The organism is Pseudomonas qingdaonensis (assembly GCF_018398475.1).
GTDB classification, from domain to species: domain Bacteria; phylum Pseudomonadota; class Gammaproteobacteria; order Pseudomonadales; family Pseudomonadaceae; genus Aquipseudomonas; species Aquipseudomonas palmensis.
On sequence record NZ_CP074676.1, the window covers coordinates 3500990 to 3525848 of the forward strand.

22 protein-coding genes are annotated in these 24859 nt (G+C 66.4%); 14 read left to right on the top strand and 8 right to left on the bottom strand.

What is annotated here, in order from left to right; translation table 11 throughout:
- Positions 1-63: 63 nt before the first annotated feature.
- The 10 genes from KH389_RS15855 to KH389_RS15900 all read left to right on the top strand — a co-directional run bounded on the left by KH389_RS15855 (position 64) and on the right by KH389_RS15900 (position 10975).
- Positions 64-813: an AraC family transcriptional regulator gene (locus tag KH389_RS15855; RefSeq protein WP_043861061.1), complete on the top strand. Its 750-nt coding sequence runs from the start codon at positions 64-66 to the stop codon at positions 811-813.
- Positions 814-1061: 248 nt separating this feature from the next.
- Entirely contained in the window at positions 1062-1880 is an 819-nt protein-coding gene (locus tag KH389_RS15860; protein ID WP_043861060.1) for an ABC transporter substrate-binding protein, read from the top strand.
- 10 nt (positions 1881-1890) lie between these two features.
- Positions 1891-3672 (top strand): cis-3-hydroxy-L-proline dehydratase, encoded by a 1782-nt coding sequence (lhpI, locus tag KH389_RS15865; RefSeq protein WP_078480793.1) that lies wholly within the window; start codon positions 1891-1893, stop codon positions 3670-3672.
- Positions 3665-4330: an amino acid ABC transporter permease gene (locus KH389_RS15870; RefSeq protein ID WP_043861058.1), complete on the top strand. Its 666-nt coding sequence runs from the start codon at positions 3665-3667 to the stop codon at positions 4328-4330. The genes lhpI and KH389_RS15870 overlap by 8 nt, the downstream gene beginning before the upstream one ends.
- 10 nt (positions 4331-4340) lie before the next feature.
- Positions 4341-4991: an amino acid ABC transporter permease gene (locus KH389_RS15875; protein WP_043861057.1), complete on the top strand. Its 651-nt coding sequence runs from the start codon at positions 4341-4343 to the stop codon at positions 4989-4991.
- Positions 4984-5706 (top strand): amino acid ABC transporter ATP-binding protein, encoded by a 723-nt coding sequence (locus KH389_RS15880; RefSeq protein ID WP_054916116.1) that lies wholly within the window; start codon positions 4984-4986, stop codon positions 5704-5706. The genes KH389_RS15875 and KH389_RS15880 overlap by 8 nt, the downstream gene beginning before the upstream one ends.
- Before the next feature lie 116 nt (positions 5707-5822).
- A complete protein-coding gene (locus tag KH389_RS15885; protein WP_054916117.1) occupies positions 5823-6851 on the top strand; it encodes a trans-3-hydroxy-L-proline dehydratase in 1029 nt (342 codons plus the stop codon).
- 124 nt (positions 6852-6975) lie between these two features.
- On the top strand, positions 6976-7893 hold the full coding sequence (locus KH389_RS15890) for a dihydrodipicolinate synthase family protein (RefSeq protein WP_043861054.1): 918 nt from the start codon (positions 6976-6978) through the stop codon (positions 7891-7893).
- A gap of 81 nt (positions 7894-7974) precedes the next feature.
- A complete protein-coding gene (gene abaF / locus KH389_RS15895) occupies positions 7975-9366 on the top strand; it encodes a fosfomycin efflux MFS transporter AbaF (protein WP_213605811.1) in 1392 nt (463 codons plus the stop codon).
- A gap of 28 nt (positions 9367-9394) precedes the next feature.
- Complete coding sequence (locus KH389_RS15900; protein ID WP_213605812.1) at positions 9395-10975, top strand: aldehyde dehydrogenase (NADP(+)); 1581 nt, start codon at positions 9395-9397, stop codon at positions 10973-10975.
- 115 nt (positions 10976-11090) lie between these two features.
- On the opposite strand, the gene KH389_RS15905 is transcribed toward KH389_RS15900, so the two are convergent.
- The 4 genes from KH389_RS15905 to KH389_RS15920 form a co-directional block, all read right to left on the bottom strand.
- Positions 11091-12098 carry an Ldh family oxidoreductase gene (locus KH389_RS15905; protein ID WP_058541183.1) on the bottom strand — a complete coding sequence of 336 codons (1008 nt, stop codon included), beginning with the start codon at positions 12096-12098 and terminating at the stop codon, positions 11091-11093.
- 218 nt (positions 12099-12316) lie between these two features.
- Entirely contained in the window at positions 12317-14152 is a 1836-nt protein-coding gene (locus tag KH389_RS15910; protein ID WP_058541184.1) for a flavin monoamine oxidase family protein, read from the bottom strand.
- 149 nt (positions 14153-14301) lie between these two features.
- Positions 14302-16374, bottom strand: a complete 2073-nt coding sequence (locus KH389_RS15915) for a PQQ-dependent dehydrogenase, methanol/ethanol family (protein WP_213605813.1) — start codon at positions 16372-16374, stop codon at positions 14302-14304.
- Positions 16375-16408: 34 nt separating this feature from the next.
- The gene (locus KH389_RS15920) at positions 16409-17332 is read right to left on the bottom strand and encodes a transporter (protein ID WP_052504233.1); all 924 of its coding nucleotides are present in this window, start codon (positions 17330-17332) and stop codon (positions 16409-16411) included.
- A 358-nt stretch (positions 17333-17690) separates the two neighbouring features.
- Between KH389_RS15920 and KH389_RS15925 the strand changes: the two genes are divergently transcribed.
- A complete protein-coding gene (locus KH389_RS15925; RefSeq protein WP_043861048.1) occupies positions 17691-19181 on the top strand; it encodes an aldehyde dehydrogenase family protein in 1491 nt (496 codons plus the stop codon).
- 78 nt (positions 19182-19259) lie between these two features.
- Here the strand turns inward: KH389_RS15925 and KH389_RS15930 are convergent, their stop codons facing one another.
- Positions 19260-19565, bottom strand: coding sequence for an NIPSNAP family protein (locus KH389_RS15930; protein ID WP_043861047.1), 306 nt, complete (start codon positions 19563-19565; stop codon positions 19260-19262).
- 117 nt (positions 19566-19682) lie between these two features.
- Positions 19683-20060: an SH3 domain-containing protein gene (locus KH389_RS15935; protein WP_213605814.1), complete on the bottom strand. Its 378-nt coding sequence runs from the start codon at positions 20058-20060 to the stop codon at positions 19683-19685.
- Between the two features lie 96 nt (positions 20061-20156).
- Here KH389_RS15935 and KH389_RS15940 point away from each other — a divergent pair, with 96 nt between their 5' ends.
- Positions 20157-20471: a hypothetical protein gene (locus KH389_RS15940; RefSeq protein WP_213605815.1), complete on the top strand. Its 315-nt coding sequence runs from the start codon at positions 20157-20159 to the stop codon at positions 20469-20471.
- A 114-nt stretch (positions 20472-20585) separates the two neighbouring features.
- Here the strand turns inward: KH389_RS15940 and KH389_RS15945 are convergent, their stop codons facing one another.
- The gene (locus tag KH389_RS15945) at positions 20586-21053 is read right to left on the bottom strand and encodes a YbaK/EbsC family protein (protein WP_043861044.1); all 468 of its coding nucleotides are present in this window, start codon (positions 21051-21053) and stop codon (positions 20586-20588) included.
- A 76-nt stretch (positions 21054-21129) separates the two neighbouring features.
- Positions 21130-22908 (bottom strand): gamma-glutamyltransferase, encoded by a 1779-nt coding sequence (ggt, locus tag KH389_RS15950; RefSeq protein ID WP_213607539.1) that lies wholly within the window; start codon positions 22906-22908, stop codon positions 21130-21132.
- A 234-nt stretch (positions 22909-23142) separates the two neighbouring features.
- Between ggt and KH389_RS15955 the strand changes: the two genes are divergently transcribed.
- Together KH389_RS15955 and KH389_RS27355 are read left to right on the top strand one after the other, a co-directional pair.
- Positions 23143-24330 (top strand): MFS transporter, encoded by a 1188-nt coding sequence (locus KH389_RS15955; RefSeq protein WP_213605816.1) that lies wholly within the window; start codon positions 23143-23145, stop codon positions 24328-24330.
- A 36-nt stretch (positions 24331-24366) separates the two neighbouring features.
- Complete coding sequence (locus KH389_RS27355; RefSeq protein ID WP_240619899.1) at positions 24367-24831, top strand: hypothetical protein; 465 nt, start codon at positions 24367-24369, stop codon at positions 24829-24831.
- The last annotated feature ends 28 nt before the right edge of the window (positions 24832-24859 follow it).

Here is a 24859-nt window from a genome sequence, read left to right on the forward strand (position 1 = left end):
GGGCTTTCGAGGCGGGCGCCGGATCTCTATGATCCCGAAGGTGCCCACCAGACCGTCAGCGCCATGTACGTATCGCTCAACAGCTTCCAGCCCTGCGACCTGCCCAGCCTGCTGAGCAGCCTGCAGCCGATCGCGCCGCTGCTCGATACGCTGAGCGACGTGGTGTTCTTCATCAAGGACACCCAGGCCCGCTACGCCTTCGTCAACCACACCCTGGCGCGGCGCTGCGGCTTCAGGCACAGCCACGAGCTGCTGGGGCTGACCGCCGACAGCGTGTTCCCCGAGCGCTTCGGCCCGCTGTACACCGCGCAGGACCGCCGCGTGCTCGACAGCGGCCGCGAGCTGGCCGACCAGCTCGAACTGCACCTGTACTTCGGCAACCAGCCGGTGTGGTGCCTGACCCACAAGCTGGCACTGTTCGACACCCAGGGCCAGATCGTCGGCCTGGCCGGCATCTCCCGCGACCTGCAGGCGCCCCAGGCCAGCCACCCCGGCTTCGATCGCCTGGCGGCGGTGGATGCGCACATTCGCGAGCACTTCGCACGGCCCGTGAGCCTGGCCGAGCTGACCGCGATTGCCGGGTTGTCTGCCGCGCAGCTGGAGCGCAACTGCAAGCGTGTGTTCCAGCTCACCCCGCGCCAGATGATCCACAAGGTGCGCCTTGAAGAAGCCTCGCGGCTGCTGCACCACAGCGACCTGCCGATCACCGAGATCGCCCTGCGCTGCGGCTACACCGACCACAGCGCGTTCAGCCGCCAGTTCCGCGCCCTCACCAGCCTGTCGCCAAGCCAGTACCGCGATACCCGCCGCTAGACGCGGTGTGTTCCTTTAGGGTGCGCCGCCGCGCCCACTGCTCCCATATGTAACACCGCCGGCACCGGGCAGCGTTTCCTGCGCACCGCCCGCCTGCCCTGCCGGATTCAACGCAAGTCCTCTGGCTCAAGGGCCGCACAGCAATTGCATCGCGCGGGCAAAAACAGGCACGGGCATTGCTATAAAAATATCGTATACGAAATTCACAATACGCCCGCTACCAGCACCTTCCGACAAACGAGGCTTCCATGAAAAACCCCGCTTTTGTTGTAGCTCTCAGCGCTGTGCTCAGTACCTCCTTCATCGCCACCGCCCAGGCCGACAAGCTCGATGACATCATCGGCTCCGGCAAGCTGCGCTGCGCCGTGACCCTGGACTTCCCGCCCATGGGCTTTCGCGACGACGCCAACAAGCCGGCCGGCTTCGACGTCGACTACTGCAACGACCTGGCGAAGGTCCTCGGGGTAGATGCCGAGATCGTCGAGACGCCGTTCCCGGACCGTATCCCGGCGCTGGTCTCGGGGCGGGCCGACGTGATCGTGGCGTCCACCTCCGACACCCTGGAGCGAGCCAAGACGGTCGGCCTCACGGTGCCCTACTTTGCCTTCCAGATGGTCGTGCTGACCCGCGACAACACCGGCATCAACAGCTTCGACGACATCAAGGGCAAGGCCCTGGGCAACACCAGCGGCACCTATGAAGCCATCGCACTGGAGAAGGACGTGAAACAGTGGGGCAGCGGCAGTTTCCGCGCCTACCAGTCGCAGAACGACACCATCCTGGCCGTGGCCCAGGGGCACATCGATGCCACCGTGGTGACCAACACCGTGGCCGCCGCCACGCTCAAGTCGGGCAAGTACAAGAACCTGAAGATCGCCGGCAACGCACCCTACGTGATCGACTACGTGTCGCTGGGGGCCAAGCGCAACGAGTACGGCCTGCTCAACTACCTCAACCTGTTCGTCAACCAGCAGGTACGTAGCGGCCGCTACAACGAGCTGTTCGTCAAATGGGTAGGCACCGATATCCCGCCGACCGACCTGACCGTGCCGAAGGTCTACTACTGAGGTGCCCGGCATGCCCAGCCCTTCCACTGCCCTGAACGGGCGTAGCCTGGTCGATGGCGCGGCCAGTGGCGAGTTGCTGTTCGCCGACATCGGCCTGAGTTTCTGGGGCGGTGTCGACGCCTTCAGCGGCGAGGTCATCGACCGCCATCACCCGCTCAGCGGCGCACACCTGGCCGGCCGCGTGCTGGCCATTCCCAGCGGGCGCGGCTCGTGTACCGGCAGCAGTGTGATGATGGAACTGATCAGCAACGGCCATGCACCGGCGGCACTGGTGCTGGCCGAGCCGGATGAGATCCTGACCCTGGGCGTGCTGGTGGCGCAGTTGCTGTTCGGGCGCTCGCTGCCGGTGCTGTGCATCGGCCAGCAGGCCTTTGCCGCCCTGCGCGGCAAGGCCTTTGCGCAGGTGCAGGGCGAGCGCCTGGTGCTGTTCGACCAGGCCCCCGCCGAGGCGCTGCCGGCAGCCCCCGCCAGCCCGCCGGCGGCGACGCGCCCGACCACCCTCACCCTTACCGACCACGACCAGGCCTTGCTCGCGGGCGACCTGGGCAAGGCCGCGCAGGTGGCGATGCAGATCGTGCTGCGCATGGCCGAGCTGCAGGGCGCACACAGCCTGGTGGACATCAGCCAGGCGCATATCGACGGCTGCATCTACACCGGCCCCGCCAGCCTGCGCTTTGCGCAGCAGCTGGTGCAGTGGGGCGCCAGGGTGCGGGTGCCGACCACCCTCAATTCGATTTCCGTGGACCAGCGCCGCTGGCGCGAACTGGGTATCGACGCGGCGCTGGGCGAACCTGCCAGTGCGCTGGGCGATGCCTACATGGCGATGGGCGCGCAGATGAGTTTTACCTGCGCCCCCTACCTGCTCGACAGCGCGCCGAAGCTCGGCGAGCAGATCGTGTGGGCCGAGTCCAACGCCGTGGTGTACGCCAACAGCGTGCTCGGCGCGCGTACCCTGAAGTACCCCGACTACCTGGATATCTGCATCGCCCTGACCGGCCGCGCGCCGCTGATCGGCTGCCACCTGGAGGCCCAGCGCAAGGCGCGGGTGCAGATCGACCTGCCGGCGCTGACCCACCTGGACGATGCGTTCTACCCGCTGCTGGGCTATCACATCGGCGCCATGGTCGGCAGCCGGATCCCGCTGGTGACAGGGCTGGAGCGTTTTGCCCCGACCCACGACGACCTCAAGGCCTTCGGCGCCGCGTTCGCAACCACCTCGGCGGCGCCGCTGTTCCATATCGCCGGGGTCACCCCCGAAGCGCTAGACCCGGCCCAGGCAGTCAGCGCGGGCGAGGTGCTGCCGGTAAAGCGTATTGCCCTGGCCGACCTGCTGGTGAGCTGGCGCGAGCTGAACAGTGCCCGTGACAGCCAGGTGGACCTGGTGTCGCTGGGCAACCCGCACTTCTCCCTGGGCGAGTTCGCGCACCTGGCACAGCTGTGCCGCGGGCGCACACGCAACCCGGCGGTCAGCCTGGTGATCACCTGCGGCCGTGCGGTGCTGGAGCAGGCCCGTGACGCCGGCCACCTTGCCCCGATCGAAGCCTTCGGCGCGGTGCTGGTGACCGACACCTGCTGGTGCATGCTCGGCGAGCCGGTGATCCCGCCCGCCGCCCGCACACTGATGACCAACTCGGGCAAATACGCCCACTACGCCCCCGGGCTGGCGGGCCGGGCGGTGCATTTCGCCAGCCTTGGCGAGTGCGTCGAGGCCGCCTGCACCGGCAGCGCCAGCGGTCGCCTGCCGGCCTGGCTGCAGCCGGCCGCCCCACAGGAGAGCCCCGCGCATGTTTGACTACACCTTCCAATGGCGCTCGGCCCTGCGCGCCCTGCCCGACATGCTGGCCGGTGCCTGGGTCACCTTCGAGACCGCCGCGCTGTCGATGATCTTCGGCGTGCTGATCGCCCTGGCCTTGACCGTGATGCGTGAAGCGCAGCAGCCGGTGTTGCGCGGCATCGGCAATGCCTGGGTATCGATTGCGCGCAACACCCCTTCGCTGTTCCAGATCTACATCCTGTACTTCGGGCTTGGCTCGCTGGGGCTGCACGTGAGTTCGTGGTTCGCACTGCTGGCCGGCATCACCTTCAACAACGCCGGGTACCTGGCGGAGAACTTTCGCGGCGGGCTCAAGGCAGTGCCGACCACGCAGATGCGCGCGGCACGCTCGCTGGGCATGAGCGCGTTCCAGGCCTACCGCATGATCATCGTGCCGCAGCTGCTGCGGGTGGTGTTCTACCCCTTGAGCAACCAGATGGTGTGGGCGGTGCTGATGACCTCGCTGGGGGTGATCGTGGGGCTCAACAACGACCTCACCGGCGTGACCCAGGACTACAACGTCAAGACCTTCCGCACCTTCGAGTACTTCGCCATTGCAGCGGTGCTGTATTACCTGATCGCCAAGCTGATCGTCGCGGTGGCCCGGCTGATGGCCTGGCGGCTGTTCCGTTACTGAGGAGCTGTCCATGTTTTCTACAAGCTTTACCTGGAACGACATGCTGTTCCTGCTCGACGGGGCCTGGGTCACCCTGCAGCTGACCTTCTGGTCGATCATGCTGGGCTCGGTGGCCGGGCTGGTGTTCGGCCTGCTGCGTGCGCTGCTGCCACGCGCCAGCCTGCCGCTGGCCTGGGTGCTGGATGTGTTTCGCAGCGTGCCGCTGCTGATCCAGTTCGTGCTGTTCAACTCGTTCAAGAGCATCGTGGGCCTGAACATCAGCGCCTTCAGCGTGGGCTGCATCGTGCTGGGGGTGTACGCCGCGGCGTACTTCACCGAGATCGTGCGCAGCGGTGTGCTGGCGGTACCGCCCAGCGTGCGCCGGGCCAGCCGGTCGCTGGGCCTGAGCTACCTGCAGGACCTGCGCTGGATCGTGCTGCCGATGGCCTCGCGGGTGGCCTTTCCGGGCTGGCTGAACCTGGTGCTGAGCGTGATGAAGGACACCGCGCTGGTGATGTGGATCGGCATCGTCGAATTGCTGCGCGCCTCCCAGACCATCGTCACACGGATTCAGGAACCCCTGCTGGTGCTGTGCATCGCGGGCCTCATCTATTACGTCATGAGCCTGGTGGTCGCACGCCTGGGCGCCCGACTGGAAAGAAGGTGGCAAGAAAATGATTGAGATCGACAACGTACACAAATCCTTCGGCGACCTGGAAGTGGTCAAGGGCGTGAGCCTGACGGTGAACAAGGGCGAGGTGGTGTCGATCATCGGCGGTTCGGGCTCGGGCAAGTCGACCCTGCTGATGTGCATCAACGGCCTGGAGCCGATCCAGAAGGGCAGCATTCGCGTGGACGGCATCGAGGTGCACAACCGCGCCACCGACCTCAACCGCCTGCGCCAGAAGATCGGCATCGTGTTCCAGCAGTGGAATGCCTTCCCGCACCTGACGGTGCTGGAGAACGTGATGCTGGCGCCGCGCAAGGTACTGGGCAAGAGCCGCGAGGAAGCCGAGGCACTGGCGATCCAGCAGCTGACCCACGTGGGGCTGGGCGACAAGTTCAAGACCTTCCCCGGCAAGTTGTCCGGTGGTCAGCAGCAGCGCATGGCGATTGCCCGGGCGCTGGCGATGTCGCCGGACTACATGCTGTTCGACGAGGCCACCTCGGCGCTCGATCCGCAACTGGTGGGCGAAGTGCTGGACACCATGCGCATGCTTGCCGAGGACGGCATGACCATGGTGCTGGTGACCCACGAGATCCGCTTTGCGCGGGATGTGTCGGACCGGGTGGCGTTCTTTCGCAACGGGCTGGTGCACGAGATCGGCTCGCCGGACCAGGTGATCGGCAATCCGCAGCAGCCGGAGACGGCGGCGTTTCTCAAGTCAGTGAAGTAACCAGGGGCCTCATCGCGGGTCAAGCCCGCTCCCACACAGATCAGCCCATACCCTGTGGGAGCGGGCGCGACCCGCGATAGGCTGCGCAGCAGCCCCAATCAATCAGGAGCCAGGCAATGCGTTCATCAAAGGTGATTCATGTAGTCAGCTGCCACGCCGAAGGCGAGGTCGGCGATGTGATTGTCGGTGGCGTCGCGCCGCCACCGGGCGACACCCTGTGGGAACAGTCACGCTGGATCGCGCAGGACGACACCCTGCGCAATTTCGTGCTCAACGAACCGCGTGGCGGCGTGTTCCGCCACGTCAACCTGCTGGTGCCGCCCAAGAACCCGGCCGCGCAGATGGGCTGGATCATCATGGAGCCGGCCGACACCCCGCCGATGTCCGGCTCCAACTCGCTGTGCGTGGCCACGGTGTTGCTCGACAGCGGCATCCTGCCGATGACCGAGCCGCAGACCCGTTTGGTGCTCGAAGCCCCCGGCGGCCTGATCGAGGCCGTGGCCGAATGCCGGGACGGCAAGGTGCAGCGCGTGGAGGTCAGGAACGTGCCCTCCTTCGCCGACCGCCTGGACGCCTGGATCGAGGTCGAGGGCGTGGGCTCGCTGCAGGTCGACACCGCCTATGGCGGCGACAGTTTCGCGATTGTCGATGCCCAGCGCCTGGGCTTCGCCATTCGCCCCGACGAGGCCGCCGACCTGGTGGAGGTGGGCCTGAAGATCACCCGCGCCGCCAACGAACAACTGGGTTTTGTGCACCCGCTCAACCCCGGCTGGTCGCATATCTCGTTCTGCCAGATCGCCGCGCCCATCGTGATGGAGAATGGCGTGGCCACCGGTGCCAACGCGGTGGTGATCCAGCCCGGCAAGATCGACCGCTCCCCCACCGGCACCGGCTGTTCGGCGCGCATGGCAGTGTTGCAGGCCAAGGGCCTGATGCAGGTGGGCGAACGCTTCATCGGCCGTTCGATCCTGGGCTCGGAGTTCCACTGTCGCATCGATTCGCTGACCGAAGTGGCCGGGCGCGCCGCCATCTACCCGTGCATTTCGGGGCGCGCCTGGATCACCGGTACCCATCAGTTGCTGCTCGACCCCGCAGACCCGTGGCCACAAGGCTACCGACTGTCGGACACCTGGCCCGGCGCCTGATCGCTAAGCCCTTGATTCACAAACCCTAAGCAAAAAGACCAGCAAAAACCCCGAAATAACGCTGGTCTGCTTCACACACATAAAATATCGTATACGAAATACTAACAACCACCGGAGACAACCAATGAGCAAGCGCATCAACTGGAGTGGCGTGTTCCCTGCGGTCACCACCCAATTCAACGACGACTTCTCCATCAACCTGGAAAAAACCCACCAGGTGATTTCCAACGTGATCCGCGACGGCGTGTCGGGCCTGGTGGTGTGCGGCTCGGTGGGCGAGAACACCTCGCTGACGGCCGAAGAAAAGATTGCCGTGACCGAAGTGGCGGTGGATGCCTCGCGTGGGCGTGTGCCGGTGATCTGCGGCGTGGCCGAGTTCACCAGCGTGCAGGCCGCCAAGGTGGCCAACGCGGTGCGCAAGGTGGGCGTGGACGGGGTGATGCTGATGCCGGCGCTGGTGTACGGCTCCAAGCCGTTCGAGACCGCCGAGCACTACCGTTACGTGGCCAAGCATGCCGACGTGCCGCTGATGGTCTACAACAACCCGCCGATCTACAAAAACGACGTGACCCCGGACATCCTGATTTCCCTGGCCGACTGCGACAACGTGGTGTGCTTCAAGGATTCCTCCGGCGACACCCGCCGCTTCATCGACGTGCGCAACGAGGTGGGTGACCGCTTCGTGCTGTTCGCCGGCCTCGACGACGTGGTGCTCGAAAGCATCGCGGTGGGCGCCGAGGGCTGGGTGTCGGGCATGTCCAACGTGTTCCCCAAGGAGGGCGAGACGATCTTCCGCCTGGCCAAGGCCGGACGCTTTGCCGAGGCCATGCCGATCTACGAGTGGCTGATGCCGATCCTGCACCTGGATGCCCGCGCCGACCTGGTGCAGTGCATCAAGCTGTGTGAAGCCATTGCCGGTCGCGGCAGCGCGCTGACCCGTCCACCGCGCCTGGCCCTGCCAAAGGACGACCGCGAGTTCGTCGAGCAGATCATGGCCAAGGCCCTGGCCAATCGCCCCGAACTGCCGGATGTCGGCCTCTGAGTGAGTGCCGGGCGGGCCTCTCTGCGGGGCCCACCCGGCGCGCCTGTTTTTCTGTCTTGCGCCTGCACAGGAAACGCCAGCATGAGCACTGCACACCCCTCTCCCCGCGCATCCACCGCCCCGGCGGGCCTCAAGCGTGTGGTAGCGGCCGCCATGGCCGGTACCGTCGCCGAATGGTATGAATTCTTTCTCTACGGTACGGCCTCGGCACTGGTGTTCGGCCAGTTGTTCTTTCGCCAGACCGACAGCCCCATCGACGGCATCATCGCCGCCTTCGCCCTTTACGCCGTAGGTTTTCTGGCCCGCCCGCTGGGCGGCCTGGTGTTCGGCCACTATGGCGACAAGTTCGGGCGCAAGCGCCTGCTGCAACTGAGCCTGGTGGTGGTCGGCATCACCACCTTTCTGATGGGCTGCCTGCCCGGTTTCGACAGCATCGGCTACGCCGCGCCCATCCTGCTGGTGCTGCTGCGCCTGATCCAGGGGTTCGCCTTTGGCGGCGAATGGGGCGGCGCGATTTTGCTGGTGTCCGAGCACTGCCCGGACAACCGACGCGGCTTCTGGGCCAGCTGGCCGCAGGCCGGCGTACCGGCCGGCAACCTGCTGGCCACGGTGGCGCTGCTGGCGCTGTCGAGCACCCTGAGCGAGGAGCAGTTCCTGGCCTGGGGCTGGCGCGTGGCGTTCTGGCTGTCGGCACTGGTGGTGCTGATCGGCTACTGGATCCGCACCAGCGTGGATGATGCCCCGATCTTCAAGCAGGCCCAGGCCCGCCAGGCGCAGCACAAGGTGCAGCAGCTGGGTGTGGTGGAAGTGCTGCGCCATCACTGGCGTTCGGTACTGGTGGGCATCGGCGCCCGGTTTGCCGAGAACATCCTGTACTACACCGTGGTGACCTTCTCGATCACCTACCTCAAGCTGGTGGTGCACAAGGACACCTCGCAGATTCTGCTGCTGATGTTCGGCGCGCACCTGCTGCACTTCTTCCTGATCCCGCTGATGGGCTACCTGTCCGACCTGGTGGGACGCAAGCCGGTGTACCTGACCGGTGCGGTGCTGACCGCGTTCTGGGGCTTCGTCGGCTTCCCGATGATGGACACCGGCAACAACTGGCTGATCATGGCGGCGATCACCCTGGGCCTTGCCATCGAGTCGATGACCTATGCGCCCTACTCGGCGCTGATGGCCGAGATGTTCCCCACCCATGTGCGCTACACCGCCTTGTCGCTGTGCTATCAGGTGGCGCCGATTTTCGCCGGCTCCCTGGCACCGCTGATCGCCATCACCCTGCTCAACAAGTACAACAGCTCGACGCCGATTGCCTGGTACCTGGTGGGCGCCGCGGCGATCTCCATCGTCGCCGTCGGCCTGACCCGTGAAACCCGTGGCAAGTCGCTGCACCTGGTCGACGCCGAGTCGGCCGAGCGGGTTGCCGCCAGCACCGACACCGCCAGCGCTCGCGGCAACTCGCTGGCCTGAGCCCAAACCCTTTCAACAGGAGGTCTGCATGACCGAGATCATCGGCCACAACTACATCGGCGGTGCGCGCAGCGCCGCCGGCAGCATCACCCTGCACAGCCATGACGCCACCACCGGCGACGCCCTGCCGTACCGTTTCACCCAGGCCACCGCCGAGGAAGTGGACGCTGCCGCCCGTGCCGCAGCGGCGGCCTACCCGACGTTTCGCAACCTGCCGGCCGGGCGCCGGGCGGAGTTTCTGGGGGCCATAGCCGAGCAGCTGGAGGCGCTGGACGATGACTTCGTCGCGCTGGTAACCCGCGAAACGGCCTTGCCCACGGCACGGATCAAGGGCGAGCGCGGCCGCACCAGCGGGCAGATGCGCCTGTTTGCCCAGGTGCTGCGCCGGGGCGACTTCTACGGTGCACGCATCGACCGCGCATTGCCCGAGCGCCAGCCGCTGCCACGGGTGGACCTGCGCCAGTACCGTATCGGCGTGGGGCCGGTGGCGGTGTTCGGCGCCAGCAACTTTCCGCTGGCGTTCTCCACCGCCGGGGGCGATACCGCAGCGGCGCTGGCGGCCGGCTGCCCGGTGGTGTTCAAGGCCCACAGCGGGCACATGGCCACGGCCGAGCACGTGGCCAACGCGATCATTCGCGCCGCCGAGCGCACCGGCATGCCCGAGGGCGTGTTCAACATGATCTATGGCGCCGGGGTGGGCGAGGCGCTGGTCAAGCACCCGGCGATCCAGGCCGTGGGCTTTACCGGCTCGCTCAAGGGCGGGCGCGCGCTGTGCGACATGGCGGCGGCGCGGGCGCAGCCGATCCCGGTGTTTGCCGAAATGAGCAGCATCAACCCGGTGCTGGTGCTGCCGCAGGCGCTGCAGGTGCGCAGCGAGAAAATCGCCACGGAGCTGGCGGCGTCGGTGGTGATGGGCTGCGGGCAGTTCTGTACCAACCCCGGGCTGGTGATCGGGCTGCGCTCGCCGCAGTTTTCGGCGTTTGTTGCGCACTTGACGGCGACGCTGGGCGAGCAGCCGGCGCAGACCATGCTCAATGCCGGCACCCTGCGCAGTTATGCCAAGGGCGTACAGGCGTTGCAGGCGCACCCTGGGGTGAGCCACCTGGCGGGCCGTGAACAACAGGGCAACCAGGCGCAGCCGCAGCTGTTCAAGGCAGATGTGAGCTTGCTGCTCGACGGTGATGCGCTGTTGCAGGAGGAGGTGTTCGGGCCGACCACGGTGGTGGTGGAAGTGGCCGATGCGGATCAGTTGCATAGCGCGCTGGCGAGCCTGCATGGGCAGTTGACCGCCACCCTGATTGCAGAAGCCGACGACCTGGCGCAGTTTGCCCAGGTGCTGCCGCTGCTGGAGCAGAAGGTTGGGCGGGTGCTGTTCAACGGCTACCCGACCGGTGTTGAAGTGTGCGATGCGATGGTGCATGGCGGGCCCTACCCGGCCACCTCGGATGCGCGGGGGACGTCGGTGGGGAGCCTGGCGATCGATCGGTTCCTGCGGCCGGTGTGTTACCAGAACTGCCCGGATGATCTGCTGCCGGCGGCGTTGCAGGATGGCAACCCGCTGGGGATTGTGCGGTTGGTGGAGGGTTGTAGCAGTCGCGAACCGCTCTGACTGATTTGGGGCTGCTTTGCAGCCCATCGCGGGCCAAGCCCGCTCCCACAGGTACACCACTGTGTTCATGGTCAGTGGAGACCCTGTGGGAGCGGGCTTGGCCCGCGATGGGGTTTCAGTTCAGCAATGCCTTGAGGTCGTTGTACAGCGCCTCGGGGATCTGCACGCCCTCCTCCAGGCTGCGCTTGCGCGCCTCGAAGCGGCGCTGTGACGGCAGCCGCGCACCCTGCCCCTCGATGCCCGCAAACACCGCCTCCGCCCGCGCCAGGTGCGCCTCGGCGCCCGCCCCCAGAAACCGCTGCGGGTCCAGCGCGAGGATCAGCTCGCCATGGTACGGCGAGGACTTGCTGCCCGCGTCATAGGCCAGCGACTCGGCACTGGTCAGGTCGCCGATCAGCGGCCCGGCAATCAGCTCGACCATCGCCGCCAGCGCCGAACCCTTGTGCCCGCCAAAGGTGAGCATCGCGCCACTGTCGAGCACCACGTTCGGGTCGGTGCTCGGCTGCCCCTGGGCATCCACGCCCCAGCCTTCGGGGATGGCCTTGCCGGCGCGCCGATGCAGCTCGATGTCGCCGCGCGCAATCGCGCTGGTGGCAAAGTCGAACACGAACGGGTTGGCGCCCGCACGCGGCCAGCCGAACGCGATGGGGTTGGTGCCGAACACCGGCTGGCTGCCCCCGGCCGGCGCCACCCAGGCATGGCTGGGGTTGCACGCCAGCACCACCAGGCCGGCCTCGGTCAGTTGTTCGATCTCGACCCACAACGCCGAAAAGTGCACGCAATGGTTGATGGCCAGGGCCGCGATGCCGTTGCTGCGGGCCTTGGCCTGCAGCATCGGCAAGCCGGCCTGGAACGCCAGCTGCGAGAAGCCGCCAGCAGCATCCACACGCACGATCGAGGGCGCCTGGTCGATCACCTGCGGCTCGGCCGCCGCCGACACCTTGCCGGCCTTGAGCGAGTTCACACAGCCGATCACCCGGTACAGCCCATGGGAGGCGCAGCCATCGCGCTCCCCGGCGACCACCGTGGCCGTCACGGCTGCGGCGTGCGCCGCGTTGAAACCGTTGTGCAGCAGGATCGACTCTGCCAGTTCATGGGCTTGGGTAAGGGTCAGTCGAATCATGGTCAGCTCCTTGGACAGACCGTCCATCGTGCCCCATCGACCGGGGCCGGGCTTGATCGATTCGGACCACGGGCATGACGAACTTGGCACAGTGGCCAACAGCCCCCCACGCACACCCAGGGAAGCTGTTCAGTTTGTAATCAAACTGACGCAGCCCTTGTGGTACGTAGCGTGTAGCGCTTTATCCACAGAGCTACCCACTTTTTTTGTGGATAGCTTCAGCGCAGTTCGACCGGTTGCAGGTCGGCCCAGGATTCCACCGGGCCGGGGTTGCGCGGGTCGCTCGCGCCGCCCAGGCACACGGCAATCTTGTTCACGGCATTGAGTGCGCTGGTGACCGCGCCCTCGGCCCAGCCACCGGTCCAGGACACGTCGTCGCCGGCCAGCACGAAGCCGTAGGGCGTGGCATCGCCCACCCCGGTCATGAACTGCGCGAAGAGCCTGCGCTGGTAGGCGTACTGCCCGGGCAGGTTCATCTTGAAGGCGCCCAGGTAGTGCGGCTGGTCCTCCCAGTTGAACTCGACGAAGGTGTTGCTGGCACTGTAGTGCGCGGCGAGGTCCACGTTGGGGTAGATGGCCTGCAGCAACGTGGTGCACAACTGGGCATGCTGCGGCGCCGGCCTGGCGCGGTCGCCCAGGAACTTCAGCGCATCGTCGTTCCAGGTGTACGACAGGAAGATGCCGCTGCCGCGGTAGCCGCTTGGCGCCTGCGCGTAATCGACCAGGTAGGTGCCACGGGTGAGGCCATCGGACAGCGTCACGCTCAGCGTGCGTTCCTGCATCGGCCCCGGTCGTTCGTGCCAGAAGGGCCGCCGGGTGGCCGCGAAGATCTTTGCCGACTGCATGTAGTGGGTGTATTTGACGGCCTCCCAGGTCGCGCTGGGCAGCAGCGCGTCCATGGCCTTCAGTTGCTGCACGGTGCCGCTGGCGCGCAGCTTGTCGAGCACCCGCAGGTGCGGGGTGTAGACCACGTGGCCGATGGTCAGCCAGGCGCTGGTATCGCGCTTGAGGTCGTGGACCAGTACCGAGAACTCACCGTTCGCCAGCGGGCTGATATGCCGGACCTCCTGGTTGAACGGCTCGGCGAATACCTGGCGGGTCATCGACTCGACGCTGCTGTCGCCCTGGCCGTTGGCGCAGGGGTCGCCCAACGCAGTGGGCGATTGCGTCCACAGCGCCCTGGGCAGTGCATCGGCGCCCTGGTACATGAGCCGGTGGCTGGCATCCAGCCCGGTGTACAGCACCCGCAGCACTTCGAGAATGCTGTTGGGGTAGTCGGTGTTCCAGCCACCGGTACCGAAGCCGATCTGGCCGAACAGGTTGATCTGCTCGCGGCTCCACCCCGACTCCTGCAGCAGGGCCTGGTAGAAGCTGACGTCGTCCCAGCTGCGGCCGGCGCCGCAGTGGACGATGGCATTCCACAGGCGCTTGATGGCTTTCTGGTCGATGCTGCCTTCGGTCATGGCGGTTTCCAGTTCATGGAAGTGGAACGGCGCGCCCGCCAGAAAGGTGTCGAAGAACTGCTCTTCGAGCTGCAGGTACTCCGGTGGCACGGGAAACACCGGGCTGTCGTGCTCGTAGTACTTCACGCGGCCCTGGTAGTCGACCACGGTGCTGACTGCGGCCGCTGTGCCGGGGTTGGGAAAGTCCGCCGACTGCGCGGTCATGCCCACCTTGTCGAAGTAGTGGAACAGCGCCTTGCCGGATACCGGAAAGCGCATGGCGCCCAGCTCGCAGATCACCTCGGCGCCGGGGTCGCCCATGACCCTGGAATACAGCCGCCCGCCGATGCGCTCGCCGGCCTCCAGCACCACCGGGTGCAGGCCCATCTTCAGCAGTTCGTAGGCCGCCACCAGGCCGGCGATACCGGCGCCGACCACCAGCACCTTGCGGCCCCAGCACTCGGGCGGCACGCGGCACAGCGGCTGGCCGGCGGCACGGGCGGCGGCGAGGTAGTCGGCGTAGTGGAACGGGAAGTCCGGGACCAGCGCGGTCACGTCCTTGTTGCGGGCAAGTGGCGTCCTGCGGGGGCTGCGCGAAGGGATGGCGGACATGGCAGTGGCTCCAGGGGCAATCGGGCTCTTGCGTTGAAGTCACAAAGACTGCCAGCGATGTGACTACTTTCAGAAAAGACCAGATCGACCCGGAGCACCAATACGCACCCGACCGGCGGCCTGTGACGTACACAGGCCGCCGGTGCGATTCAAGGTGCGGCTTTGTGGCGCGCCATGTAGTCCTCGTACTCGCGCGACATCACGTAGAGCTTGATCTGCTCGACCTCCTCGGGCTTGAGCGAGTCGTCGAACGACGGCATGCCCAGTGGCTTGAGCGCGCCCTGCAGGACGATCTGCTGGAAGTGCTCGCGGGTGGCGTCGCTGGACTGGCGCAGGTCGGGGATCAAACCGCCGCTGATGGTGCCCATGCCGTGGCACACGCTGCAGAACTGGCCATACAGCTGCTTGCCGGCCTGCACCTGCTCGGGTGCTGCGGTGACCGGCTGGGGCACGCGCTCGACCTTGGCGGGCGCCGGGGCCGGTGGCGGCAACTGCGCCTTGCCATCGAGGGCGAACACCAGCAGGCGGCTGCGGTTCTTCATGCCCGGCAGGTTCATCGACTCGCCGCCGGTCAGGGTGGCCACGCCGCCCCAGCCGGCCATGATCGCCACGTACTGACGCCCGGCCAGTTCGAAGGTCATGGGCGCGGCAACGATGCCGCTTTGCGCCTCGAACTGCCACAGCGCCTCGCCCTTGTCGGCGGAATAGGCATGCATCTGCCCCGCCGCAGTGCCCTGGAACACCAGGTTGCCGGCGGTGCTCAGGGTGCCGCCGTTCCAGTGCGTGGGGTATGGCACCTTCCAGGCGGCCTTCTGCTTGACCGGGTCCCAGGCCAGCAAGGCGCCGCTGACCACGGCGGCCGGCACGTCGGTGGCGTCGGCAAAGCCGGCGGCGGTGTTGAATGCCTTGCGGGTGACGAAGTCCTTGCCTTCGTTGCGGTACACACCGGGCACTTCCTGGTAGGGGATGTACACCAGGCCGGTGCCGGGGTTGAACGACATCGAATGCCAGTTGTGCGCGCCGAAGGGGCTGGGCCACATCACGATGGGCTCTTTTTCGTAGCGCACCCCAGGGGCCTCGACCGGCCGGCCGGTGGCGAGGTCGACCTTCTCGGCCCAGGTGACCTTGCCGAACTTCTCGGCCGAGATCAGCTTGCCGTTGGTGCGGTCGAGCACGTAGAAGAAGCCGTTTTTAGGCGCCTGCATCAGGACCTTGCGCGGTTTGCCGTCGATGTTCAGCTCGGCCAGGGTGATCTGCTGGGTGGCGGTGAAGTCCCAGCTGTCGCCCGGGGTGACCTGGTAGTGCCAGGCCAGCTTGCCGGTGTCGGGGCGGATGGCGAGGATCGACGACAGGTACAGGTTGTCGCCACCGCCCGGGCTGCGCACCTCGCGGTTCCACGGCGAGCCGTTGCCGGTGCCGACGTAGAGCAGGTCCAGCTCGGGGTCGTAGGCCATGCTGTCCCACACCGTGCCGCCACCGCCGAGCTTCCAGTACTGGTCGCCCTGCCAGGTCTTGGCCGCTTCGCGCAGTTCGGGGTGCTCGTAGGGCAGCGCCGGGTCGCCCGGTACAGTGTAGAAGCGCCAGGCCAGTTTGCCGGTGTCGGCGTCATAGGCCGAGACGAAGCCGCGCACGCCGTATTCGGCGCCGCCGTTGCCGATGATGACCTTGCCTTTGACCACCCGTGGCGCGCCGGTGATGCTGTAGGGCTTGGCCGGGTCGGTGGTCTGCTGGCTCCAGATGGCCTTGCCGGTCTTGGCGTCGAGGGCGATCAGACGCCCGTCCAGGGTGCCGACGTAGACCTTGTCGCCCCACAGTGCCACGCCGCGGTTGACCGCGTCGCAGCACGAGGTACGGGCCTTGACCTTGGCCACCTCGGGGTCGTAGCGCCACAGCTCCTTGCCGCTGGCGGCGTCGACCGCGATCACCCGGCTCCAGGACATCGAGGTGTAGATCACCCCGTCGTGGAACAGCGGCGTCGCCTCCAGGCCGCGGGTGTTGTCCAGGTCCATGTACCAGGCCAGGCCCAGCGACTTGACGTTGCTGGCGTCGATCTGTTTGAGCGGGCTGAAGCGTTGTTCGGCATAGGTGCGGCCGTGGCTGAGCCACTCGCCGCCGGCCTGTTCGGTGGCGCGGATGGCGGCCTCGTCCACCCCGGCGGCAAGGGCTGTCAGCGGGGTGGCCAGGCACAGCATCAGCAATGAAGTACGCAATGGTTTTTTCATGTTCGGTGTCCTCGGTGATGGCTGCAGGTGCGGGTCAGAACACCTGCATCAGGCGTACGTTGAAGCGGTCGCCTTCCTTGAAACCGTTTTCCACCGACTGGTCACGGCCATAGTTGAACAGCAGCTGGGTCTTGGGCGTGACGAACCAGCCTGCGCCCACCAGAAACTTGGCGGTGTCGGGTTTGTCGTGCTGGTCGACGCCGTCCAGGCGGGTTTCGCCGCCCCACAACCTGGAGTAGCCCACGCGCAGGTCCAGGCTCGGGGTGAGCTGGTAGCGCAGGAACGCCTGGCCCTGGTACAGCGCGGACTGGCGCAGGGTCAGGCCGGCGGAGGTGGCGTCGTCGTTCTTGCCGAACCAGGTGACGTCGCCGATCAGGTCCAGCCACCACTTGTCGCCCAGGCCCTGGATATAGCCGGCCTGCAGCGCGAACTTCCAGCGGTTCTCGCCGATGTTGAGCGCGTCGTCGCGGTCGTAGCGGCCGGTGGGCACGTAGAGGAACGGGGTGATGCCGAAATAGGTCTTTTCTTCCGGGCGCTCCACCAGCCACACGGTGGAGGCCAGGATCAGGTCGCCGATGCCGCCATCGCTCTTGCCCAGGCCCGAGGTGTCGCGCTTGCCTTCGAGCTGGCCGAAGGGCAGCAGGAACTGCGGGTCGATGGTGAACCCGCCCAGCTTCATGAAGTGCACGCCCCTGAGAATGCCGATGTCGGAGTTCAGCCCGGCACGCACCGGCTGCTTGTGGCCACCGGAGTACAGCGAGCGACGTTCGGCATGCTGGTAGTAGACCATGCCCAGGTTGGTGCCTTCGGGCAACGCGGTGTAGTCCCCGGCGTCCACATCCACGGCGTGCGCCTGGCTGCCCAGGCAGCCGGCGAGGCCCAGCGTCCAGGCCTGTGCCCAGCCCAATGCAGTACGACGGCGGTGTGCCGGCACGCTTGACAGTACGGTCTTGCTCATCGAGTCACCTGTTTATTGTTTTTGTCGGATGAGCCACCCAATGGGCGGCACACAGGCCGTAGCAGGCTTCGTGCCAACGAAATTAATCCATTGATATCAATTGGTTGCGCTTTGAGGACGTCAACCTGCGGTGAAGTGCCCGGCTGCCACCTGCCGCGTTGCAGGCCCGGTTTGCAAGGCTTTGCGGGGTTTCTCAGGGGCGTCTCATGTGTCTCACCGTTTGTCTCGACCTAATACGCACAGAACCGGCTCAAGCCCTCCAAACCCCTGAAAAACAAGTACTTTGGTAGTAGAAAAAAGCTGGCACAAGGGTTGCTGAATGCCTCGGGTTCCTTTCAATAACAAGAGAGCCACACCCATGACCCATGCCTTCCCGGTTCACAGTGATACCCAGGCGTTCGTGCAGCGTCAGCACCGCATGCTGATCGGTGCCGACTGGCGCGGCGCCAGCGATGGCGCCACGCTGCAACTGCTCAACCCGGCCAACGGCCAGGCGCTGGCCCAGGTGCCTGCCGCCACGGTCGAGGATGTCGACCAGGCGGTACGTGCCGCGCGCCAGGCGTTCGATGACTCGCCCTGGAGCCGCATGCGCCCACGCGAGCGCCAGAACCTGCTGTGGAAGCTGGCCGACCTGATCGAGCGCGATGCCCAGGTGTTCGCCGAGCTCGAATGCCTGAACAACGGCAAGAGCGCGCAGGTGGCGCGGGTGATGGACGTGCAGATGGCCATCGACTCGCTGCGCTACATGGCCGGCTGGGCAACCAAGATCGAAGGCACCACGGTCGACCCGTCGCTGCCGCTGTTCGACGGCGAGTTCCATGCCTATGTGCGCCGCGAGGCAGTGGGTGTGGTGGGTGCCATCGTGGCGTGGAACTTCCCCCTGCTGCTGGCCTGCTGGAAGCTGGGCCCGGCGCTGGCCACCGGGTGCAGCGTGGTGCTCAAGCCGGCGGACGAGACCCCGCTGAGCGCGCTCAAGCTGGCCGAACTGGTACTGGAGGCCGGCTACCCGGCGGGCGTGTTCAACGTGGTCACCGGCGTGGGCGCGGTGGCCGGTGCGGCGCTGTCGGCGCACCCGCTGCTGGACAAGGTGACCTTCACCGGCTCGACCGAGGTGGGCAAGCTGATCGGCAAGGCGGCGATGGATTCGATGACGCGGGTGACGCTGGAGCTGGGCGGCAAATCGCCGACCATCATCCTGGCCGACGCCGACCTTGAGGTGGCCGCTGCCGGTGCCGCCAGCGCGATCTTCTTCAACCAGGGGCAGGTGTGCTGCGCGGGGTCTCGCCTGTATGTGCACCGCAAGCATTTCGACCGCGTGGTGGCCGATATTGCCGGCATCGCCAACGGCATGAAGCTGGGCAATGGCCTGGACCCGAGCATCGACATGGGCCCGTTGATCTCGGCCAAGCAGCAGGCACGGGTGGGCCGCTACATCGACATGGGCCGCGAGCTGGGCGCCAAGGTGGCGTGTGGCGGCGAGTATTACGGGCCGGGGTATTTCGTGCAGCCGACGGTGATTGCCGACGTCGACCAGCAGTGCCCGCTGGTGCAGGAGGAGATTTTCGGGCCGGTGCTGGTGGCGATTCCGTTCGACGACATGGACGAGGCGATTCGCCTGGCCAACGACAGTGCCTATGGCCTGGGCGCGAGCATCTGGTCCAACGACCTGGCGCAGGTGCACCGCATGGTGCCGCGCATCAAGTCGGGCTCGGTGTGGGTCAACTGTCACAGTGCGCTGGACCCGGCGCTGCCGTTTGGCGGCTACAAGCTGTCGGGCGTAGGGCGCGAGATGGGCGCGGCAGCCATCGAGCATTACACCGAGCTGAAGTCGGTGGTGATGAAGCTGTAGGCCGCAGTTGGGGCCGCTCTGCGGCCCGATCGCGGGTCAAGCCCGCTCCCACTGGAGGGGGCTTGCGCCGCGATGGGGTCAGCCCAGTACAGGGCGGAAGAAACTGCGCTCGTAGCTGATGATGCACCGGGTGTCTTCGGCGTACTTGAACGCGGCGATGCACTCGGCGTCGGTTTTCGACTGTTCGCGGTAACGTTCGTACGCTGCCAGGCTGGGGAACGAGAACATCGCCAGGGCGACGTTGTTGGCGCCTTCGCTGGGCAGGAAGTAGCCATGGTGCTGGCCGCCGAATTTCTCCACCAGCGGTATCCACATGCGCCCGTAGGCTTCGAACTCTTGCAGCTTGTAGGCATCGACGATGTAGCGCAGGTAGCAGGTAACCATTGCAGCACTCCATGAAAGGGACCGGCAGCGAGCCTAGTGGGCGTCACGGGCGGGCGTCAATACGCGACAGGTGCAGCGAGCATCAGCGCTCGCACCGTTGAACCCGCGTGCAGCCCTTCAGCGGGTCGGTGCCGCCGGCGCCTGTTCGATGTGGCGCAGATGGCTTGAAGGCACCCAGCCGGCCTGCGCGTCGCGCGGCCTTGTGCACCAGGACCAGCCGTTGAGCGACCTCACGCAGAGCACTTCATCGCCAATGTCCACGTCCAGCTCCCTGGCGGTGTAGTCCTCGCGCGCGCGGCCTGCCTGCTCGCCCAGCCTTTCGATCACCTGCGCCGGCACCCAGCCACCCTGCTGGCCGGGCGTGGTGCAGAAGTACCAGTTGTCCCATCCGTCATCGCCCTGGTACACCTCCCCCACCTCCAGCACGGCCCCCTTGGCAAAGGTGATGGGCTGAGGGAATTCGCTGCGGTGCGCTTTAATCACGCGGTATTGCATGTGTCTTCTCCTTGGTGAACTGAAGCCGGTGCCCACCCAGCGGCGCGGCTGTGCGAAAATAGCGCCTTTGTTATCAACAGGTTGGAGATGTACGGTTTGGTTACACACTATTCGGCGAACGGCGCCAATGCCGCCTGCGGGCGTACAAGTCAGACCCTCAACAGCACTCAGGCAGCGGATCAGGTGTCGTGCAAGTCCTGCCTGCGCTCGCTGGCTGCCCCCGACTCGGCAGCCGTGGCCGCCAAGGCCAAGACCCCTTCGCTGGCCGAACTGCGCAAGCAGCGCCAGCAACAGGCCGCGCCGGCGCCGGTGCCCGCGTTCAGCGTCAAGGCCAGCTGGCAGGCCCGCCTGAGCAGCCAGGCCGACCGTTGGCGCCTGCCACGCGGTGCGCGCAAGCAGATCTGCGTGTGACCCCCGGGCAGGCCGGCTTGCTGTGGCAAGTCGGCCTGCCCGCCCTTGCCCTGCAACGGATAATCGAGCGGTTTTCATAACCCCGCGCCACCACCGCTTGCGCGCCTGGCGACTTCAGGCCAGTGGCTGGATCACGTCGACCCACTGCGCGTTGACCAGGGTGGCCAGGCGCTCGGGCTCGATGCGCACCGCCGCATTGACCGCGCCGCCGGCGGGGAAGACCACCTCGAAGTCCTTCAGCGACTCGTCGCAGTACACCCGCAACGGCTGGCTCAGGCCGAAGGGGCACACGCCGCCGATGGGGTGGCCGGTGTGCTGCTCGACCTGCTCGGCCTCGAGCATGCGTGCCTTGACGCCGAACTGCTGCTTGTACTTGCGGTTGCACAGGCGCGCATCGCCGCGTACCACCAGCACGATCACCTCCTCCCCCACGCGCAGCGAGAGCGATTTGGCGATCTGCCCCGGCTCGACCGCCAGCGCCTCGGCGGCCAGGGCGACGGTGGCGGTGCTGGACGCCAGTTCCAGCACCTGCAGGTCGGGTGAATGGTGGGAGAAAAACGCTTTGACTGACTGCAGACTCATCTTCGCTTGATCCTCTGAAAAAACAGCCCTGGCGGGATACCGTTGCGTACCCTACCAGCTTGGGCAGGCAAAAAACTCAGTCGCCCAACGCGACGCCCTCGCGACGTGGGTCGGCACCGGCCGACCAGCCCTGCCCATCACGCACGATGACCTGCGTGCCGCTGGTCATCTCGATGGGCGATACCGCATGCCCGCGGGCCTTGAGCTGCTCGATCAGGGCGGGGCCGATCAGCCCGGCCTCCACTTCGGTGCCGACGTTGCGGCTGCCGAAGTTGGGCAGGTCGACGGCCTGCTGCGGGTCGAGCTTCCAGTCCAGCAAGCCGATCAGCGCCTTGTTCACGTACTCGATGATCTGCGAGCCGCCGGGCGAGCCGAGGGCAGCCACCAACTGGCCGCTGGCCTGGTCGAACACCAGGGTCGGCGCCATCGAGGAGCGCGGCCGCTTGCCCGGTGCGATGCGGTTGGCCACCGGCTTGCCGTTCTCCTCGGGGATGAACGAAAAGTCGGTCATCTGGTTGTTGAGCAGAAAGCCCTTGACCAGCACATGAGAGCCGAACGCCGCCTCGACCGAGGTGGTCATCGACAGCGCGCCGCCCTGATCGTCCACCGCGACGATCTGCGAGGTGGAAATGCGCAACGGCGAGCGGTCAGGCGCCCATGCCAGGGGCATGCCGGGCGGCACACCGGCAGTGGCGACGCCCATGCTCCGGTCACCGATCAGCGTGGCGCGTTGGGCCAGGTACGCCTTGCTGGTGAGCCCTGGCACATTGACCGGCACCTGGTCGCTGTCGGCCAGGTACAGGGCGCGGTCGGCATAGGCCAGGCGCTCGGCTTCGGCAATCAGGTGCACGGCCTGGGCGGAGGGTTGCATGACGCCCCCGGGGCGAGCTTTTTCGGGCGCCATTGCGGCCAGGTCCAGTGCCGGTTTCTGGCGCTGCAGCGCCTCCAGGATGCCCAGCGTCTGCAGTACCGCGACGCCACCGGACGACGGTGGCGGCATGCCGCAGACCGTCCACTGCTTGTACGGCCCGCATACCGGCTCGCGCACCTTGGCCCGATAGCCTGCAATGTCGCCCAGCGACAACGTGCCGGGGTTACTGTGGGTATTGACCTGCTGCACCATCGCCTCGGCGATGGGCCCGTGGTAGAAGGCGTCCGGGCCCTGGTTGGCGATGGCCTCCAGGGTTTGCGCCAGCTCGGGGTTCTTCAGCAGCGTGCCCACGGGCATGGGCTGGCCCTGGGGCGTGAGCAGGTAGCGGGCCAGTGCAGGCGACTGCGGTATCGAGGTGGAGGCGGCAATCAAGGCATGCAGCCGCGCAGACACGGGGAAACCGTCGCGGGCCAGGTCGATGGCCGGCTGGAACAGCGCGCGCCAGGGCAGCTTGCCGTGTTGCTGGTGCGCCATCTCCAGGGCCCTGAGCACACCGGGCACGCCCACCGAGCGACCGCCGATCTGGGCGTCCTTGAATCCCATCGGCGTGCCGTCCGGCTTGAGGAACAGGCGGCTGTCGGCCCCTTGGGGCGCCGTCTCCCGCCCATCGAACGCCTGCACCTGCTTGCCATCCCAGTACAGGATGAAGGCGCCGCCGCCGATGCCGCTGGACTGCGGCTCCACCAGGGTCAACACCGCCTGCATGGCAATGGCGGCATCGATCGCAGACCCGCCCTTGCGCAGCATCGCCTGGCCGGCGGCGCTTGCCAGGGGGTTGGCTGCCGCGGCCATGTGGTGCTGTGCCTGTACCGGGGCCATGCCTGTGCGGTAGCCCGAGGCGATTTCCGGGGCGGCGGGCAAGGCGGTGCTGGATGGCGCAGGCGGGGTTGCGCTGGTACAGGCGCCGAGCAGCAACGCTGCCATCGAGAAGCCGAGGGCGTGGATCAGGTGTTTGCGGGTGGTTGGGTAACCGGTCAAGACCAACTCCATTGAGCGTTTGGGGAACGCGGGCAATGGTAGCGTGATTGACGCGAGCAGGCCCGGTACTCACCGCGCCTTGTGCGGCGAATCCAATGCGCGTGCCCTGATTCTCGACGCGTAGGGTGCAGATTGATTAAGCTTCCCGCTTTAACGTTTCAGTTTGTTTCAAGGATTCAGATGACAATTCAGCAAGCGCCGCCACTCGCCTATTCCAGAGCCACCGTCGGCAAGATGGAAGCCGCCATGGCCCTGGGGAGTTTTGCCATCGGTACCGGCGAGTTCGCGATCATGGGGCTGATGCCCGACATCGCCAGCAACCTGCACCTGAGCGAGCCCCAGGTGGGCCATGCCATCAGCGCTTATGCCCTGGGCGTGATGGTGGGTGCGCCGGCCCTGGCGATTCTGGGCGCCAAGCTGCTGCGCAAGCACATGCTGCTGTGGCTGATGGCGCTGTATGCGATCGGCAACCTGGCCACGGCCTTCGCGCCCTCCTTCGCCGGGCTGGTGGCGTTTCGCTTTATCAGCGGCCTGCCCCACGGCGCCTACTTCGGCATCGCGGCGGTGGTGGCCTCGAGCATGGTGGCCACCGACCAGCGCGCGGGCGCGGTGGCACGGGTGATGATGGGGCTTACCCTGGCGATGCTGCTGGGCAACCCGGTGGCGACCTTCCTGGGGCAGTTCTTCGGCTGGCGTGCGGCGTTCGTGCTGGTGGGCGCGATTGCGCTGTGCACCATCGGGCTGGTGTGGCGCTACGTGCCGCAGCGTCACGATGAAGTACGCAGCGACCCGCGCAAGGAGCTCCAGGCGTTTCGCCTGCCGCAGGTGTGGATGGCGCTGGCCATCGCCTCGATCGGTTTTGCCGGCATGTTCTGCGTGTTCAGTTACCTGGCGCCGACCATGCTGCAGGTGACCAAGGTGTCGCCACAGTGGATTCCATTCGGGCTGGCGGCGTTCGGGGTGGGCGGCATCATCGGCAACATCGCGGGCGGCAAGCTGTTCGACCGCGTGCAGTTTCGCGCGGTAGGGTTGGTGCTGGTATGGTCGATTCTCGTGCTGAGCCTGTTCCCCTTCGCGGCCAGTTCGCCGTGGGGCGTGCTGCTGGGCTGCGGGCTGGTCGGCACCATGATCGCACTGGCCGCCCCCTTGCAGATTCGCCTGATGGACATTGCACATGAAGCGCCGAGCCTGGCGGCGGCATCGAACCATGCGGCGTTCAACCTGGCCAATGCACTGGGGCCATGGTTTGGCGGCATGGCGATTACCGCGGGGTTCGGCTGGACCAGTACCGGCTACATTGGCGCGGCGACTGCGCTGGTGGGGTTGGGGATCTACCTGGTGGCGCGGCGCATGAAGGGCGGGCACTGAGGGCCTGCCAGGTTTTGCCAAAGGAAAGAAACCAACGTGAACCAGCTTTCAATCGCCAGCTTCAAATCGAAGTACAGCCAGGGCTTCTACTCGACCTTCGCCATCGATGGCGTGCCGCTGGAAGTCTGGCTGCCAATACGAGACCCCGCTGCGCAGCTTCATCTGGTGGCAGCGCATGCCGGCCTCTACGGCGAAGACGATAATGAACTGGTGTGGGACCGCAGCTACTCCACTGCCCCTGGGTGGACCACCCTGGTGCCGCTGCTGGTGTGCTCCGATGACCTGGACCTGAGCTGCACGGTCATCGTCGTGGAGCAACACGCCCATGAGGACCACATCCACTGGCGGCGCTTCGGCCTGCTGCACGAGGTGATCACCCTGGAGCAGCCCCGCGTCAGCTGGTTCGAGGCCGCGTGCACCGCCACCTTCGAACGCGCCGAATTCCACCACACACTGGATGAATTTCGCCGGCTGGAAGGCGTGGTGATGGCCTGGGACTAGGGTCTGTATGAAAAGTCTTGAGACGAAG